Raw genomic sequence first — 15,541 nt, 5'->3', positions numbered from 1 at the left:
GGGCCTCGTTTTTCGACGGCCCGACAACAATGGAGTAGCTGTGGCAATCACGAATAAGCTTCGCATGGCAACGCTTGCGGCCAATATTGCCGCCGCTTGCGGCCTATTTGTCGTTTTTCTCGTCGTCCCGGCAACGCCGGCGGCGGCGCAGGCATTGCAAGGCGCGCCCGCGTCGACGCCCGGAGCGTCTCAGGCGGCGCAGCCCGTCGATTCCGTGGCGGCCGTCGTCAACGACGACGTCATCACCGAGCGCGAGCTGCAAATGCGCGTCGATCTGGTCGCGCGTCGTCTGCAGCAGCAAAATGCGCCGGTGCCGCCCGCCGAGCAGTTGAAGCAGCAGGTGCTCGACCAAATGGTGCTCGAGCGGATCCAGCTGCAAAAGGCGAAGGAAGACGGCATCAACATCGACGATGCGGCCGTCCAGTCGACGTTGCAACGCCTCGCCCAGGCCAACAACATGACGCTCGAAGTCTACCGGGCGAGGCTCGAAGCCGAAGGCGTGCCGTGGTCCGTCTTCACGCGCGACGCGCGCACCGAGCTCACGCTTTCGAAGCTGCGCGAGCGAGAGGTCGACAGCCGGATCAGCGTATCCGATGCGGAAGTCGTCAACTACATCGCGAGCCAACGCGGTCCCGGCTCGAAGGCGGAACAGGACTTGCGCATCGAGCATATCCTCGTGAAGGTGCCCGACGGCGCGACGCAAGACGTCCTCGCGGCGGCCCAGCAGAAGGCCCAGGCGATTCTCGATCGCGCCAAGAAGGACGGCGCGAACTTCGAGTCGCTCGCCAAGGACGAATCGCAGGCGGCCGACGCGAAAAAGGGCGGGGACCTCGGCTTCCAGCCGCCGTCACAGTTGCCGAGCGAGTTCGTCGAAGCGTCTTCGCAGTTGCGCCCCGGTCAGGTCAGCCCTAATTTGGTCCGCACGAGTGAAGGCTTCGAGATCATGCGTCTCGTCGATCGGCGCACGGGCGTCGGCGGGTCGACGAGCCAGGCGGCGAAGCTCATGCAGACGCATGTGCGCCATATCCTGCTGCGCGTGAGCCCGACCGGCCTGTCGGAGCAAGAGGCGCGCAGGAAGGAGCTCGAAATCCGTCAGCAGATCGAGGCCGGCGGCGACTTCTCGAAGTTCGCGCAGTCGTACTCGCAGGACGGCTCCGCTTCGCAAGGCGGCGACCTCGGCTGGATCAGCCCCGGCGAGACGGTGCCCGAGTTCGAGCGCGCCATGAATAACCTGAAGGACGGCGAGGTGAGCGAGCCCGTGCGCACCGAGTACGGCTATCACTTGATTCAGGTGCTCGGCAGGCGCGAGGCGCCGGGCTCCATCCAGCAGCAGATGGATATGGCGCGGCAGGCGATCGGCCAGCGCAAGGCCGAGCAGGCATACGCCGATTGGCTGCGGCAGCTGCGCGATTCGGCCTACGTCGAGTACAAGCTCGGCAGCTCGCTCGCGCAGCAGTAAGGCCACGAGAGAAGTGGCGCCGGGCGCGAGCGAGGCGCCGGCCGCTGCAAGTGAGGCGTGCAGCGGCGCACTGAGCGACGAGAGATGACGAACGCGACGACGAACGAAAAGCGTTCCCCCCTGCGGATCGCGATCACGACGGGCGAGCCGGCTGGCGTCGGCCCGGAGCTGACGGCGATGGCCGTCGCGGGCGCCGCGGCCCATTGGCCCGATGCCCACTTCACCGTATTCGGCGACGAGGCTTTGCTGGAGGCGCGCTCGCGCGCCGTCGGCGTCGACTGGACTGCGCTTGTCGGTGGCTCCGCTTCGGCCGGCATGACCGCAACCACCGGGCGCCCGCCGAGTGGCGTCCGCGTGCAGGTCGAGCATCGTCCGCTCGCTACCGCCGCTCAGGCCGGCCGGCTCGACGCGGCCAACGGTCGCTACGTACTCGGCCTGCTCGACGGCGCCATCGACGGCGCGCTCGCCGGCACATTCGATGCAGTCGTGACGGCTCCGCTCCAAAAGAGCACGATCAACGACGCGGGCGTGCCCTTCACGGGCCACACCGAGTATCTGGCTCAGCGCACGGGAACCGCGCGCGTCGTGATGATGCTCGCGGGCACGGGCGCGCGCCCGCTGCGCGTCGCGCTCGCTACGACGCATCTGCCGCTGAAAGACGTGCCGGCGGCGCTGACGATCGATGGGCTCGTCGAAACGCTCTCGATCATCGATCACGATTTGCGGCGCGACTTCGGGCTGCCCGTGCCGAGAATTCTCGTTACGGGCCTGAATCCGCACGCGGGCGAAAACGGCTATCTTGGGCGCGAGGAGATCGATGTGATCTCGCCGGCGCTGACGCTCGCGGAGCAGCGCGGCATCGATGCGCGCGGCCCTTATCCCGCCGATACGCTGTTTCAACCGCGCTACCTCGAGCAAGCCGATTGCGTGCTCGCGATGTTCCATGATCAGGGGCTGCCGGTGCTCAAGTACGCGACGTTCGGGGAAGGCGTGAACGTGACGCTTGGACTGCCGATCATCCGCACGTCGGTCGATCACGGCACGGCGCTCGATCTGGCCGGCACCGGGCAGGCCGATGCGGGCAGCCTCATCGCCGCGATCGACACGGCCGTCGCGATGGCGCGGAACCGGCGCGGCGCTTGAGCGAGCGCTCGAGCCGATTCGCCGCGCCGCTCGGCTATCCCTAACTTCGATCCCATCTTTTCCGCGCTTTTCACGACCCGATGTCCACGAGCAGACAGCATCAAAGCCGCCAGCATCAAGGCCACCTGGCGCGCAAACGGTTTGGGCAAAACTTTCTCGTCGACATGGGCATCATCGATTCGATCGTCGACGTGATTCGCCCTGAGCGGGGCCAGCGCATGGTCGAGATCGGCCCTGGCCTCGGCGCGCTGACGGAGCCGCTGATCGAGCGGATCGCGACGCCCGACTCGCCGCTGCATGCGGTCGAGCTCGATCGCGATCTTCTCGCGCGATTGGAGAAGAAGTTCGGGGAACGGCTCGCGCTGCACGCGGGCGATGCGCTCGCGTTCGATTTCGGCTCGCTCGTCGAGACGCGCGACAGGCCGACGCTGCGCATCGTCGGCAATCTGCCCTACAACATTTCCAGCCCGCTGCTCTTTCACCTGATGTCGTTCGCGCCGATCGTCGTCGACCAGCATTTCATGTTGCAGAACGAGGTAGTCGAGCGGATGGTCGCCGAGCCGGGCTCGAAGGCGTTCGGGCGCCTGTCGGTCATGCTGCAATACCGCTACGTGATGGACAAGCTGCTCGACGTGCCGCCCGAATCGTTCCAGCCGCCGCCGAAAGTCGATTCGGCGATCGTGCGGATGATTCCGTTTGCTCCGGACGAGCTCGCGCCCGTCGACGAGCGCGTATTCGCCGATCTCGTGCTGGCCGCGTTTTCGCAGCGGCGCAAGATGCTGCGCAATACGTTGTCCGCCTACCGGGAGCAGGTCGATTTCGATGCGCTCGGATTCGATCTCTCCCGTCGAGCCGAAGACGTGTCCGTCGACGAATACGTGCGTGTGGCGCAGGCGCTCGCGCCGGGGCGAGTGCCGTCAGCGTGAGCGCGCCGTGCGGCGTGCCGTTTCGGCGCTCGAATCGCGCCGGGCTCGCAGCGGCGTTCCGGCTTTCTTGATAGATTCCAGGTTTGTCGCGTTCCGTTTTTTGACCGAAGGGAGGACATCATGCGCCTGCTTCATACGATGCTGCGAGTCGGCGATCTCGATCGCTCGATCGCGTTTTATACGAACCTGCTCGGCATGAAGGTGTTGCGCCGGCAGGACTATCCGGAGGGCCGCTTCACGCTCGCATTCGTGGGGTATACGGACGAAAGCGAGGGCACCGTCATCGAGCTCACGCACAACTGGGACACGCCATCGTACGACCTCGGCACGGGATTCGGTCATCTGGCCGTCGAAGTCGACGACGCGTACGCGGCCTGCGAACAGATCAAGGCGCAAGGCGGCACGGTCGTGCGCGAGGCCGGCCCGATGAAACACGGCACGGCGGTGATCGCATTCGTCACCGATCCGGATGGCTACAAGATCGAGTTCATTCAGAAAAAGCGTTGACGTCGACGCGCCGTGCGCGCCATTGCGTGCGCGGCTCTGCGCTCCATCGCACTGTCCGATCGGCCTCGCGTCACCGCCCTCGCGCTCGAGCGCGACCCGCCAAAAGCCTCAACGCCGCACCAATCCGGTAAAATTCATCGTTTCGCAGCGCGGGTCGCATGAATTGTCGCGTCCCGCGTCCGGCCGCGCACACGAAAGTCCAGCCCGGCCGGCCTTTCGACACGTCGGCGGAACTCAGCGGCCTCATGCGCCGCCCGCCGCAAAAGGCACGACATGCTCACGTTCCAGCAAATCATCCTGACGCTGCAGTCCTATTGGGATCAACAGGGCTGCGCGCTGCTTCAGCCGATCGACATGGAAGTCGGCGCCGGCACCTCGCACGTGCACACATTCCTGCGCGCTGTCGGCCCCGAGCCGTGGCGTGCCGCCTATGTGCAGCCGTCGCGCCGCCCGAAGGACGGCCGCTACGGCGACAACCCGAACCGCTTGCAGCACTACTACCAGTACCAGGTCGTGCTGAAGCCCGCGCCCGAAAACATTCTCGATCTCTATCTCGGCTCGCTCGAGGCGCTCGGCTTCGACTTGAAGCTAAACGACGTGCGCTTCGTCGAAGATGACTGGGAGAACCCGACGCTCGGCGCCTGGGGGCTCGGCTGGGAAGTCTGGCTGAACGGCATGGAAGTGACGCAGTTCACTTATTTCCAGCAGGTCGGCGGCCTCGATTGCAAGCCGGTGCTCGGCGAAATCACCTACGGCCTCGAGCGCCTCGCGATGTATCTGCAAAAGGTCGAGAACGTCTACGACCTCGTCTGGACCGAATGGGAAGAGGCGGGCCCGAACGGTCCCGAGTTGCGGCGCCTCACCTATGGCGACGTCTATCACCAGAACGAGGTCGAGCAATCGACCTACAACTTCGAGTTCGCGAACGTCGATCTCCTCTTCACGCTCTTCAACAGCTACGAGTCCGAGGCGAAGCGGATGATCGAAGCGCAGCTCGCGCTGCCGGCCTACGAGCTGGTGCTGAAAGCTGCGCACACGTTCAACCTGCTCGATGCGCGCGGCGCGATTTCGGTCACGGAGCGCGCGGCCTATATCGGCCGGATCCGTGCGCTTTCGCGGCTCGTTGCGCAGGCCTACTACGATTCTCGCGAAAAGCTCGGCTTTCCGATGCTCGGCAACCCGGTGCACGGCGTGAGAGGCCTCACGACCGATGAGCAGGACGCCGCGATGCCGGCCTGGACGCCGCCGCTCAGAGCGGAGCGAGCGGTCGACGAGAAGTGACGAGACCCGACAAAGATCCGACAAAATGAATCAAGACTCCACCGCCTCCCTGCTCGTCGAACTGCTGACCGAGGAGCTGCCGCCGAAAGCGCTGGCGCGGCTCTCCGATGCCTTCGCGCAAGGGCTCGTCGAGCGGCTCGCGGCGCGCGATCTGATAGACGGCGAGCCGACTTTCGAGCGCTTCGCGACACCGCGCCGCCTGGCCGTGCTCGTCAAGCGCGTGCGCGCCGTCGCGCCCGAGAAGCATGTGCGCGAGAAAGTACTGCCCGTTTCGGTCGCGCTCGACGCGAACGGCCAGCCCACCGCGCCGCTCGCGAAAAAGCTCGCCGCGCTCGGCTTTCCCGACGCTCGGCTCGATGAGCTCGAACGCGCGTCCGACGGCAAGGCGGACGCGTTTTTCCTCCGCTACTCGGCGCCCGGCGCGACGCTTGCCGACGGCCTGCAGGCCGCGCTCGACGAAGCGCTCGCGAAGCTGCCGATCCCGAAGGTGATGACCTACCAGCGTCCCGACGGCACGAGCGTCCAATTCGTGCGCCCGGTCCAGCGGCTCACCGTCCTGCATGGCGAGGAGGTCGTCCCGGTCACGGCATTCGGCATCGATGCCGGCGACGCGACGCTCGGCCACCGCTTTATGTCCGACGGCCTGGTGGCGATTCTCCATGCCGACGAATACGCATCGACGCTGCGCACGAAGGGGCGCGTCGTCGCGAGCTTCACGGAGCGCCGCGAGACGATCGCCACCCAACTGCTCGCGCATGCGCAGGCCGACAAGGTGCTGATGCCGGATGCCTTGCTCGACGAAGTGACGGCGCTCGTCGAGTGGCCGGCGGTCTATGAATGCCGCTTCGAGGACGAGTTTCTGCAGGTCCCGCAGGAATGCCTGATTCTCACAATGCAGACCAACCAGAAGTACTTCGCGGTGACCGACGCGGCCGGCAAGCTGCGCTCGAGATTTCTGATCGTCTCGAATATCGAGACCAAAACGCCTGGCGAGATCGTCGAAGGCAACGAGCGCGTGGTGCGCCCCCGGCTGGCCGATGCCAAGTTCTTTTTCGAGCAGGACAAGAAGAAGCCGCTGGCCGAGCGCGTGCCCCTCCTCGCCAACGTGGTCTACCACAACAAGCTCGGGTCCCAACTGAAGCGCGTCGAGCGGCTCGTCGCGCTGACGGGGGCGATCGCTCCGTTCATTCATGCCGATGTCGAGCTCGCGCGGCGCGCTGCCTATCTGGCGAAGGCGGACCTGCTGACCGACATGGTCGGCGAGTTCCCCGAGTTGCAGGGCACGATGGGCACTTACTACGCGCGGCACGACGGCGAAGCCGAGGATGTCGCGCTTGCCTGCAGCGAGCACTATCAGCCGCGCTTCTCGGGGGACGCGCTGCCCTCTACGCGCGTGGGCACCGCGGTCGCGCTGGCCGACAAGCTCGAGACGCTCGTCGGCATCTGGGGGATCGGCCTCGTGCCGACCGGCGAAAAGGATCCGTTCGCGCTGCGCCGCCATGCGCTCGGCGTGCTGCGCCTCTTGATCGAAAAGCAGCTGCCGATCGATCTCGTCGATCTGCTGCACGCGGCCTATGCCTGCTTCGCGAGCGAGCCGCATGTTGCCGAAGCGACCGAAGCGCTCTACGCCTTCTTCGTGGACCGCCTGCGCGGCTTGCTGCGCGAGCGCGGCTATACGGCAGGCGAGGTCGAGGCCGTGCTGAGCCTCGAGCCGAGGCGGCTCGACGATATCGTCGAGCGGCTCGACGCGGTGCGCGAGTTCGCGGCGCTGCCTGAAGCCGAGGCGCTGGCCGCGGCCAACAAGCGGATCGCCAATATCCTCAGGAAGTCGGAAGCCGAGGCAAAGCCCGCGCCGACCACCGTGTCCGCGTTGGTTGCCGACATCCGGCCCGGCGTCGAGCCGAAGCTGCTCGTCGAAGCCGCTGAAAAGGCGCTCAACGACGAGCTCGGCAAGGTCGCGCCGGCAGTCCAGCTACAGCTCGCGCAGCGCGACTACACGCGCGCGCTGTCGGCGCTCGCGACGCTGCGGGACCCCGTCGATACCTTCTTCAACGACGTCATGGTCAACGCCGACGACGAGGCGCTGCGCAAGAACCGGCTCGCGCTGCTCGCCGCGCTGCACGCGCAAATGAATTGCGTCGCCGATATTTCGAAGCTTGCGGCCTAGCCCATGACCAAGAAACTCGTCATCCTCGATCGCGACGGAGTCATCAACGTCGATTCGGATGCGTTCATCAAGTCGCCCGACGAATGGGTCGCGATTCCGGGTAGTCTGGAGGCCATCGCGCGGCTCAATCAGGCGGGCTATCGCGTCGTCGTCGCCTCGAATCAGTCGGGCATCGGGCGCGGGCTCTTCGACATGGCCGCGCTCAACGCGATGCATGCGAAGATGCAACGCGCGGCGGCGGCCGTCGGCGGGCGCATCGACGCCGTGTTTTTCTGCCCGCACACGGCGGACGACCAGTGCGAGTGCAGAAAGCCGAAGCCAGGTCTCCTCAAGATGATCGTCGAGCGCTTCGAGATCGAGCCGGCCGTGACGCCCGTCGTCGGCGATTCGCTACGCGACTTGCAGGCGGGCGCCGCGCTCGGCTTTCCGACGCATCTCGTGCTGACGGGTAAGGGCGGCCAGACGCTGGTCGCGGGCGGCTTGCCCGAAGGCACGCGCGTGCACGAAAATCTGAAGGCGTTCGCACTCACGTACCTCGCCGATGAGAACGAGTGACGCCAATCGATCGACGACACCGATGCGCTTCCTCCGCTCGCTTCTGCTCTTCCTCTACTTCGTCGTCTACACGATTCCGTACGCGATCGCCTGTTTCATCGCCTTTCCGTTCCTGCGTGCCGACAAGCGGTACTGGATGGCCGTCGGCTGGTGCCGCTCGACACTCTTCGTGCTGCGGCACCTGAACGGGATCCGCCATCGTGTCGAGGGGCTCGAAAATCTGCCCGACGGACCCGCCGTGCTGCTCTCGAAGCATCAATCGGCCTGGGAAACGCTGGCGCTGCCGGCGACGATGCCGCACCCGCTTTGCTTCGTCTTCAAGCGTGAGCTGCTTTACGTGCCGTTCTTCGGCTGGGCGCTCGGCATGCTGAAGATGATCCATATCAATCGCAAGGAAGGAAAGTACGCCTTCGCTTCGGTCGTCAAGCAGGGGCGTCGGCGCCTCGAGGAAGGCGCCTGGGTCATCATGTTTCCCGAAGGCACACGCACGCCCGTCGGCAAGCAGGGCAAGTACAAGACCGGCGGTGCGCGTTTCGCGCTCGATACCGGAGCGCTCGTCGTCCCGATCGCGCACAATGCAGGACATGTTTGGCCGCGCAACTCGTTCATCAAGTACCCGGGCGTCGTCACCGTTTCGATCGGTAAGCCGATCGATCCGAAAGGATTGACCCCCGACGAGCTCAATACGCTCGTCGAGACATGGATCGAAGCCGAGATGCGCCGCATCGACCCAGGCGCCTATTCGAACAGGGAAGCCGATGCCGAAGCACGTAACGCCCCGTTCAGCCAAAGCACTCGATAGCCGGCAGCTCGACTTGCCGCTATTCGTCGAGCCGCACGTCGATGCCGCATTGCCGCCATCGGCCCCTTCGTCGCCGACTCAGACGCCGGCTTCTCCCTTTTCCCCCGCCACCAAGCTGCGCCGCCTGACGCTGAACGGACGCACGCTCGAGTACAGCTTGAAGCGGTCGGCCCGGCGCACGATCGGTTTCGCGATCGACGGCACCGGCCTCACGATCACGGCGCCGCGCTGGATCACGCTTGCCGACATCGAGGCGGCCATCGTCGGCAAGGAACGCTGGATCTTCGCCAAGCTGGCCGAATGGCAGACGCGCGCCGAGCAGCGCGCGCTGCCGCGGATCGACTGGCAGGACGGGGCGCAGATTCCCTACCTGGGCAAGCCGGTGCGCATCGCGCTCGCGTCGGCGCACGGAAGGTTGACCTTCGACTTGGACGCGGCCTTGCTTGCGCTCGCGCTGCCGGCGTCCGCCGACGCGCAGCAGATCAAGGACCGCGTGCAAGGTTGGCTGCAAGGCGAGGCGAAGCGGCTTTTCGGCGAGCGTCTTGACGTCTACGCGCAAAAGCTCGGCGTCGGCTTCAAGGGGTATGCGTTGTCATCGGCCGCGACGCGCTGGGGCAGCTGCTCGAGCGACGGGCGCATCCGGCTCAACTGGCGCCTCATTCACTTCCCGCTCTCGATCATCGATTACGTCGTCGCGCACGAACTCGCGCATCTGCGCGAGATGAACCATAGCCCGCGCTTTTGGCAAACGGTCGAGTCGATCTTTCCCGAGTTCCGCGAAGCGCGGCATACGCTCAAGCATCATCCGCCGGAGTTGCTGCCGGCGTTGTGAGGCGGGGCTGCGTTTCTCGCTTCTTCGATCCGCGTTGCAGCCCGCCAAGCCGTTGGGTGATCAGGCTGCCTGTGCTGGCGCTTCAGTCGTTGCGCCGCTTTTGCCTGGCCGGTCCGAACGCGAAGCCGAAGGCGAGCAGGATCAGCGACACGGCGAGCACGATGTTGTTGCCCGCCGCGATATAGGGGGTGCGGCCTGCCGTGCCCTGAACCGTCACATCGAGCGAGCCGATCGTCATCGCAGGCAGCTTCGCCACGACGCGGCCATGCGCGTCGATCGCGGCCGTCGTTCCCGTATTCGTCGCCGCGAGCATCGGGCGGCCCGTCTCGAGCGTGCGCATGCGCGCCATCTGCAAATGCTGATCGAGCGCGATCGTGTCGCCGAACCATGCGAGATTCGACACGTTGACGAGCACGCCGGCGGGCGTCGCCGTTTCGCGCAGCGAGCGCGCGATCTCTTCGCCGAAGATGTCTTCGTAGCAGATATCGACGTCGACCGGCTGGTTGTGGACCATGAACGGCCGCTGCACCGGCTGGCCGCGTGCAAGATCGCCGAGCGGGATGTTCATGAGCTGGACGAACCAATGAAAGCCCAACGGCACGAACTCGCCGAATGGGACGAGATGGCGTTTGTCGTAGCGATAAAGCTCGTTCGAGTTAGGCGTGATGCCGAACAGGCTGTTCGTTGGATCGATCATCTGGCCATCGGGCGTGATCGTCGCGCCGAACGCGCCAACGAGGATGGATGAGCCGGTGCTGTCGGCAAACTTTCGCACAGCCTGCGCGAACGGCGGCGGAAACTGCTGCGGCAGCAGCGGCACGGCTGTTTCCGGCGTGACGATCAGATCGGCCGGCTTCTCCGTGATCATCCTTTGATAGAGTGCGATAGCGTCCCTCACGCCCGCTTCGTCGAACTTCATTTCCTGCTTGACGTTGCCCTGCAGAACGCGTGCGTTGAGCGGCGCGTTCGCTGGCAGGGTCCACGTGACGCGCGTGAGCAGCATGCCGCTCGCGATGAGCGCCAGCGCGAGCAGCCCGGGCCATATCGCGGCGGCCACCCACCGCTCGCGGCCGCGGCGCGCGATGCCCGCATGGACCGCCTGAACGATGAGCGCCGCGACGAGCGCCCCGATCCACCCGACTCCATAGACGCCCGCGATCGGCGCGAAGCCCGCCAGCGGGCCGTCCACCTGTGCGTACCCGCTCGCGAGCCACGGAAAGCCGGTCAGCATCGTGCCGCGCAGCCATTCTCCGATTGCCCACGCGCTCGCGAACGCGAAGGTGCCGTGCCACGTCGGGTAGAACGGCAGTTCGCCGCGTCGCCTGCCGTTTTCGGCATGGCCGGCGCAAAACGACCATAGGCCCGCGGATAGGGCGGGGTAGAGCGCGAGATAGAGCGAAAACAGCACGACCGCCGCGCCCGCGAGCGGCGCCGCCATCCCGCCATAGTCGTGCATGCTGACGTAAAGCCACCAGACGCCCGTGACGAAGTTGCCGAGGCCGAACGCGCCACCCGTCAGCGCCGCGCTTTTCCATCCGGTCGTGCGCGTGAGCCACGCGTAGAGAAAAGCGAAGAGCGCGAGCGCGAGCCAGCCGCCGTGCGGCGTCGGCGCGAACGACAGCGTGTTGGCCGCGCCGGCCGCGAGCGCGGCAAGGTAATGCCAGCGGGGCAGCGCTCGCGGCGCCGAGAGCGGTCGGTCGACCGGGCGGCCGGGGCGATCGTAACGCCCCGCGCTACCGGAACGGAGGCTGGCGCCGGCGGCTTGCGCCGCATCGGCCGAGGTGGCGGCGCGTTGGCGCGCGCGAGGGAAACTCGGTTCGGCCACTCAGCTCTCCACGTGCTGCTGTTCGCGCTCGCGCTGGCCGGCGAGCGGATCGCGCCGTACGAGCAGCATGTGGATTTGGCGGGCGTCGGTGCGCAGCACCTCGAAGATCAGGTCGTCGATGCGCATACGCTCGCCGCGGTGCGGCACGCGGCCGAAGCGATGCGTGACGAGGCCGCCGATCGTGTCGACTTCCTCGTCGGAGAACTGCGTGCCGAAGGTCTCGTTGAACTGCTCGATTTCGGTCAGCGCCCGCACGCGGTAGCGGCCGTCGGGCGACGCGATGATGTTCCCGCTTTCTTCGTCGAAGTCGTACTCGTCCTCGATGTCGCCGACGATCTGCTCCAGCACGTCTTCGATCGTGATGACGCCGGCGACGCCGCCGTATTCGTCGACGACGATCGCGATGTGATTGCGGTTCACGCGGAAATCATGCAGCAGCACGTTGAGCCGCTTCGACTCGGGAATGAACACGGCGGGCCGCAACATGCCGCGCACGTCGAAATCCTCTTCGGCGTAGTAGCGCAACAGGTCCTTCGCGAGCAGGACGCCGATCACGTTGTCGCGATTGCCTTCATAGACGGGATAGCGCGAGTGGGCCTTCTCGAGGACGTACGGAATGAACTGCTCGGGGGGCTCGGCGATGTTGATCGCGTCCATCTGCGCGCGCGGGATCATGATGTCGCGCGCGGATAGGTCGGAGACCTGGAATACGCCTTCGATCATCGAGAGCGAATCTGCATCGATGAGATTGCGCGTATGCGCGTCCTGGAGGATTTCGAGCAGCTCGCTGCGCGTTTCGGGCTCGGGCGAGATGAGATCGGTCAGGCGTTCGAGCAGCGAACGCTTTTCGTGCGGTTTGTCGGTGTGTCGTCGACTGGGATAGGAGTCGTTCATGGCGAAGCGTCCGAGACGGCCGGACGCGTGGTAAGCGGAAAGTTAAGGATACACCAGGCGTAAGACTCTCCAAGCGCGCGCGCCATCCTGATAAAGTCGCGCAACGCGCATCGACGAATGCGCGCATACCTCATGCACGGTGCTCTTTTACCCTTCTCGCGCGAAACAAATATGTCGGACGATTTTGAAGTGCACGGTCCCCATGACGAGGCCCTCGAACATGCGGCTCATGGCGGTCATCATGCGCCGCCCGATCCGTTCGCGGGCCGGGTCGCGGTCATGACGGCCGTGTTCGCGACGTTGGGCGCCATTTTCTCGTATCAGGGCGGCTCGACGGAAGGGCTCGCGCTCTTTTACAAGAACGAAGCGGCGATCCGCAAGACCGAGGCGGCCGATCAGTGGAGCTACTATCAGGCGAAGGGCGAAAAGCAGAACCTCGCCGAGCTCGGTGCCGCCTTGACGAGCAAGGATGCGGCGGCGAGTGCGAAGTTCGGGGCCGATGTCGCCAAGTACGAGCAGCAGAAGGCGGCGATCCGCGAGCATGCCGAAGCGCTCGAGAAGGGCGTACGCGAAGCCGACGCCGAAAGCGAACAGCAGCTCCACAGGCATCATCGCTGGGCGCAGGCCACGACGCTTACGCAGATCGCGATTTCGCTGGCGGCCATTACGCTGCTGACGCGACGCCGATGGCTGCTCGTCGGGGCGTTGGGTGTGGCCGGCGTAGGCGTGCTCGTCGGCGTGGCGGCCGCGGCGGGATTTTGAGTCCGCGAAGACAGGGCCTTCGGAAAGCTCAATGGTCCGCGCGGCAGCGCGCGAGCAATGCCTCTAGCGCGCGATCGGGCATGCCGCTTTCGCGCAATGCCTGCACGGTGCGGCTCACATAATCGAGCGTCGTGCCGTAGCGCCCGCGCGCGCAGCCGAACACCGCCTTGACGACGGCATCGGGCAGCTTCCCGGTATAGGTGGGGACATCGCGCCGCATGACAAACGCGAGCGCCGGGACGCACCGCCCGTCGACGAGCCGGCAGGGCAGCCACTGCGGCCGATACGAGCCCATCGGCATTTCGCGTTGCCACAGCGCTTGCAGATGCGGCATCGCCGTTTCACCGGTGAGCCGGAAGGCCACGCCGGTACACGAGCCGCCGCGATCGAGCGCGAGTACGAGCCCCGGCTGCTCCGGGGTGCCGCGGTTCACTCGCGACCATAGGTAGAGCCCGCGGTGGTAACCGTTCACGCGCGCACGCACGCTTTCGGCCACCGGCATGCCCGGGTTCCAGATGAGGGATCCATAGCCGAAGAGCCAGAGATCGCGCTTGCCGTCCCAGTCTTTCAATGCACGGGCGAGCGACGCGGCGAGCTCCTCGTCGGACAGCAGCCGGCCTTCGGCCAACGCGGGCGGGTAGGCGCAATCGCCGGCGGCAGCGGCGCCGCTATCGAGGCGAAGGTTGGGGGAATCGGGAAATCGCGCCATGTCGAAATTCGTGGGACGCCGTCAACGCTCGTGCTCCGCGTAGGGATTGGCGAAACCGAGTCCTCCAAGAATATCGGTTTCGAGCGCCTCCATCTCGCGCGCTTCGTCCTCCTGCTCGTGGTCGTACCCCTGCGCGTGCAGCGTGCCGTGCACGATCATATGTGCGTAGTGCGCCTCGAGCGCCTTGCCTTGCTCGGCCGCTTCTCTCTCGATGACGGGGCAGCAGACGACGATGTCACCCGTGACCGGCTCGTCGGCGCTTTCGGCATAGGCGAACGTCAGCACGTTCGTCGCATAGTCCTTGCCGCGATAGGTGCGATTGAGCAGACGGCCTTCGTCGGCATCGACGAAGCGCAGCGTCAGCTCGCCGTCGGCGAAGAGGGCCGCCTTGATCCACTTCGCGACGCGCGCGCGCGTCAGCAGGGCCTTATGGCGCGGATAAGCCGACGCTGCCGGGAATTGCAGCGCGAGCGTCAGCTTGGGCGTATGCGTCGCGCTCATGTGGGCAAGCCGCCTCTGTCGTCGTCGCTTCCAAATGGCGCGCAACGCCATGATCCGCGCCGGCGCCGCGGCATACGGGCGCTAACGATCGTCGCGCCCGGGCTTTTCCTGGTCGTCGTTTTTCGCATGTTTGTCATAAGCCTCGACGATGCGGGCAACGAGCGGATGACGTACGACATCGACACTCGTGAACCGCGTGAGCGCGATGCCGCGCACGTTCGCGAGCACCTGCTGCGCTTCGATGAGCCCGCTTTTCGCCCCGCGCGGCAGGTCGACCTGCGTCGTGTCGCCGGTGACGACCGCTTTCGAGCCGAAGCCGATACGCGTAAGGAACATCTTCATCTGCTCGGGCGTCGTGTTCTGCGCTTCGTCGAGAATGATGAACGCATGATTGAGCGTGCGGCCGCGCATGTAGGCGAGCGGGGCGATCTCGATCATCTGCCGCTCGAACATCTTGGCCGTCTTGTCGAAGCCGAGCAGATCGTAGAGCGCGTCATAAAGCGGGCGCAGATAAGGATCGACCTTCTGCGCGAGGTCGCCCGGCAGGAAGCCGAGGCGCTCGCCGGCTTCGACGGCCGGCCGCGTGAGGACGATGCGCTTCACCTGATCGCGCTCGAGCGCATCGACGGCGCAGGCAACGGCGAGATAGGTCTTGCCGGTTCCGGCCGGCCCGACGCCGAACGTCACATCGTGCGAAACGATCTGTTTGAGGTATTCGCGCTGGTGCGGCGTGCGCCCGCGCAGATCGGCCCGGCGCGTATACAACTTGGGACCGAGCTCTTCCAGATCCTCGTCGTCGAGCCCCGCCGGCTCGTCGAACGGGTGATCGGGGTCATAGCGGACGCCCGCCGCCTCGAGCGGCTCGTCGGCCATGCCCGCGCCACGGTTGCCGGGATGGCGTGCCTCGACGAGGGCGAGCTGAATGTCGTCGACCGATAGCGGCTCGCGCGCGCGATTGTAGAAGTTCTCGAGCGCGCCGAGCGCAACCTTGGCGCCGCGCCCGCGGATCGCGATCCGGTGTCCGCGGCGCTGCAGCGTCACATCAAGTGCCTGCTCGATCTGCCGCAGATTCTCGTCGAGCGGTCCGCAAAGGTTGGCAAGGCGCGCATTGTCGTCGCGCGGTGCGTTGAATTCCAGGGGCTGGGCTGTTTTCAAGGTCAAACGGTGGTCCGGAACGG

At 65.9% G+C, this 15,541-nt stretch carries 15 protein-coding genes; 10 read left to right on the top strand and 5 right to left on the bottom strand.

Features of this window, described 5'->3' with window-relative positions; genetic code table 11:
• Positions 1-64: 64 nt before the first annotated feature.
• The 9 genes from C9I57_RS22200 (at position 65) to C9I57_RS22160 (ending at position 9,672) form a co-directional block, all read left to right on the top strand.
• Entirely contained in the window at positions 65-1,459 is a 1,395-nt protein-coding gene (locus C9I57_RS22200; RefSeq protein ID WP_440130240.1) for a peptidylprolyl isomerase, read from the top strand.
• An 84-nt stretch (positions 1,460-1,543) separates the two neighbouring features.
• Positions 1,544-2,602 (top strand): 4-hydroxythreonine-4-phosphate dehydrogenase PdxA, encoded by a 1,059-nt coding sequence (gene pdxA, locus C9I57_RS22195; RefSeq protein ID WP_107152765.1) that lies wholly within the window; start codon positions 1,544-1,546, stop codon positions 2,600-2,602.
• Between the two features lie 80 nt (positions 2,603-2,682).
• Complete coding sequence (rsmA, locus tag C9I57_RS22190) at positions 2,683-3,528, top strand: 16S rRNA (adenine(1518)-N(6)/adenine(1519)-N(6))-dimethyltransferase RsmA (RefSeq protein ID WP_107152764.1); 846 nt, start codon at positions 2,683-2,685, stop codon at positions 3,526-3,528.
• A gap of 120 nt (positions 3,529-3,648) precedes the next feature.
• Positions 3,649-4,035, top strand: coding sequence for a lactoylglutathione lyase (gloA, locus tag C9I57_RS22185; protein ID WP_107152763.1), 387 nt, complete (start codon positions 3,649-3,651; stop codon positions 4,033-4,035).
• Between the two features lie 273 nt (positions 4,036-4,308).
• Positions 4,309-5,316 (top strand): glycine--tRNA ligase subunit alpha, encoded by a 1,008-nt coding sequence (gene glyQ / locus C9I57_RS22180; RefSeq protein ID WP_107152762.1) that lies wholly within the window; start codon positions 4,309-4,311, stop codon positions 5,314-5,316.
• A gap of 25 nt (positions 5,317-5,341) precedes the next feature.
• Complete coding sequence (gene glyS / locus C9I57_RS22175) at positions 5,342-7,483, top strand: glycine--tRNA ligase subunit beta (RefSeq protein ID WP_107152761.1); 2,142 nt, start codon at positions 5,342-5,344, stop codon at positions 7,481-7,483.
• A gap of 3 nt (positions 7,484-7,486) precedes the next feature.
• Positions 7,487-8,038, top strand: coding sequence for a D-glycero-beta-D-manno-heptose 1,7-bisphosphate 7-phosphatase (gmhB, locus tag C9I57_RS22170; RefSeq protein WP_107152760.1), 552 nt, complete (start codon positions 7,487-7,489; stop codon positions 8,036-8,038).
• Positions 8,039-8,060: 22 nt separating this feature from the next.
• Positions 8,061-8,840 (top strand): lysophospholipid acyltransferase family protein, encoded by a 780-nt coding sequence (locus C9I57_RS22165; RefSeq protein WP_107152759.1) that lies wholly within the window; start codon positions 8,061-8,063, stop codon positions 8,838-8,840.
• Positions 8,797-9,672: a M48 family metallopeptidase gene (locus tag C9I57_RS22160; protein WP_107152758.1), complete on the top strand. Its 876-nt coding sequence runs from the start codon at positions 8,797-8,799 to the stop codon at positions 9,670-9,672. Before C9I57_RS22165 ends, C9I57_RS22160 begins: the two co-directional genes overlap by 44 nt.
• Before the next feature lie 82 nt (positions 9,673-9,754).
• Here C9I57_RS22160 and lnt read toward each other — a convergent pair whose 3' ends face one another.
• Positions 9,755-11,497, bottom strand: a complete 1,743-nt coding sequence (gene lnt, locus C9I57_RS22155; protein ID WP_107152757.1) for an apolipoprotein N-acyltransferase — start codon at positions 11,495-11,497, stop codon at positions 9,755-9,757.
• Positions 11,498-12,391, bottom strand: coding sequence for an HlyC/CorC family transporter (locus C9I57_RS22150; RefSeq protein ID WP_107152756.1), 894 nt, complete (start codon positions 12,389-12,391; stop codon positions 11,498-11,500).
• Positions 12,392-12,562: 171 nt separating this feature from the next.
• On the opposite strand from C9I57_RS22150, the gene C9I57_RS22145 reads away from it, so the two are divergent.
• Positions 12,563-13,153 carry a DUF4337 domain-containing protein gene (locus C9I57_RS22145; protein ID WP_107152816.1) on the top strand — a complete coding sequence of 197 codons (591 nt, stop codon included), beginning with the start codon at positions 12,563-12,565 and terminating at the stop codon, positions 13,151-13,153.
• 28 nt (positions 13,154-13,181) lie between these two features.
• On the opposite strand, the gene C9I57_RS22140 is transcribed toward C9I57_RS22145, so the two are convergent.
• From C9I57_RS22140 to C9I57_RS22130, 3 genes are all read right to left on the bottom strand, one after another.
• Positions 13,182-13,862: a gamma-glutamylcyclotransferase gene (locus C9I57_RS22140; protein ID WP_258187778.1), complete on the bottom strand. Its 681-nt coding sequence runs from the start codon at positions 13,860-13,862 to the stop codon at positions 13,182-13,184.
• A gap of 21 nt (positions 13,863-13,883) precedes the next feature.
• Entirely contained in the window at positions 13,884-14,363 is a 480-nt protein-coding gene (gene ybeY / locus C9I57_RS22135; protein ID WP_107152755.1) for an rRNA maturation RNase YbeY, read from the bottom strand.
• 81 nt (positions 14,364-14,444) lie between these two features.
• Positions 14,445-15,518 carry a PhoH family protein gene (locus tag C9I57_RS22130; RefSeq protein WP_018443740.1) on the bottom strand — a complete coding sequence of 358 codons (1,074 nt, stop codon included), beginning with the start codon at positions 15,516-15,518 and terminating at the stop codon, positions 14,445-14,447.
• Between the last annotated feature and the right edge of the window lie 23 nt (positions 15,519-15,541).

This window comes from Trinickia symbiotica (assembly GCF_003028655.1).
In the GTDB taxonomy this organism is placed as follows: Bacteria; Pseudomonadota; Gammaproteobacteria; order Burkholderiales; family Burkholderiaceae; genus Trinickia; species Trinickia symbiotica_A.
Note: the sequence above shows the minus strand (reverse complement) of the source record. Positions and strands in the feature narration are given on the sequence as shown.

What these genes read in the sequence shown, in the direction of transcription:
- C9I57_RS22200 (WP_440130240.1), top strand. Translation starts at nt 65, where the DNA reads ATGGCAACGCTTGCGGCCAATATTGCCGCCGCTTGCGGCCTATTTGTC.
- pdxA (WP_107152765.1), top strand. Translation starts at nt 1,544, where the DNA reads ATGACGAACGCGACGACGAACGAAAAGCGTTCCCCCCTGCGGATCGCG.
- rsmA (WP_107152764.1), top strand. Translation starts at nt 2,683, where the DNA reads ATGTCCACGAGCAGACAGCATCAAAGCCGCCAGCATCAAGGCCACCTG.
- gloA (WP_107152763.1), top strand. Translation starts at nt 3,649, where the DNA reads ATGCGCCTGCTTCATACGATGCTGCGAGTCGGCGATCTCGATCGCTCG.
- glyQ (WP_107152762.1), top strand. Translation starts at nt 4,309, where the DNA reads ATGCTCACGTTCCAGCAAATCATCCTGACGCTGCAGTCCTATTGGGAT.
- glyS (WP_107152761.1), top strand. Translation starts at nt 5,342, where the DNA reads ATGAATCAAGACTCCACCGCCTCCCTGCTCGTCGAACTGCTGACCGAG.
- gmhB (WP_107152760.1), top strand. Translation starts at nt 7,487, where the DNA reads ATGACCAAGAAACTCGTCATCCTCGATCGCGACGGAGTCATCAACGTC.
- C9I57_RS22165 (WP_107152759.1), top strand. Translation starts at nt 8,061, where the DNA reads ATGCGCTTCCTCCGCTCGCTTCTGCTCTTCCTCTACTTCGTCGTCTAC.
- C9I57_RS22160 (WP_107152758.1), top strand. Translation starts at nt 8,797, where the DNA reads ATGCCGAAGCACGTAACGCCCCGTTCAGCCAAAGCACTCGATAGCCGG.
- C9I57_RS22150 (WP_107152756.1), bottom strand. Translation starts at nt 12,391, where the DNA reads ATGAACGACTCCTATCCCAGTCGACGACACACCGACAAACCGCACGAA.
- C9I57_RS22145 (WP_107152816.1), top strand. Translation starts at nt 12,563, where the DNA reads ATGTCGGACGATTTTGAAGTGCACGGTCCCCATGACGAGGCCCTCGAA.
- C9I57_RS22140 (WP_258187778.1), bottom strand. Translation starts at nt 13,862, where the DNA reads ATGGCGCGATTTCCCGATTCCCCCAACCTTCGCCTCGATAGCGGCGCC.
- ybeY (WP_107152755.1), bottom strand. Translation starts at nt 14,363, where the DNA reads ATGAGCGCGACGCATACGCCCAAGCTGACGCTCGCGCTGCAATTCCCG.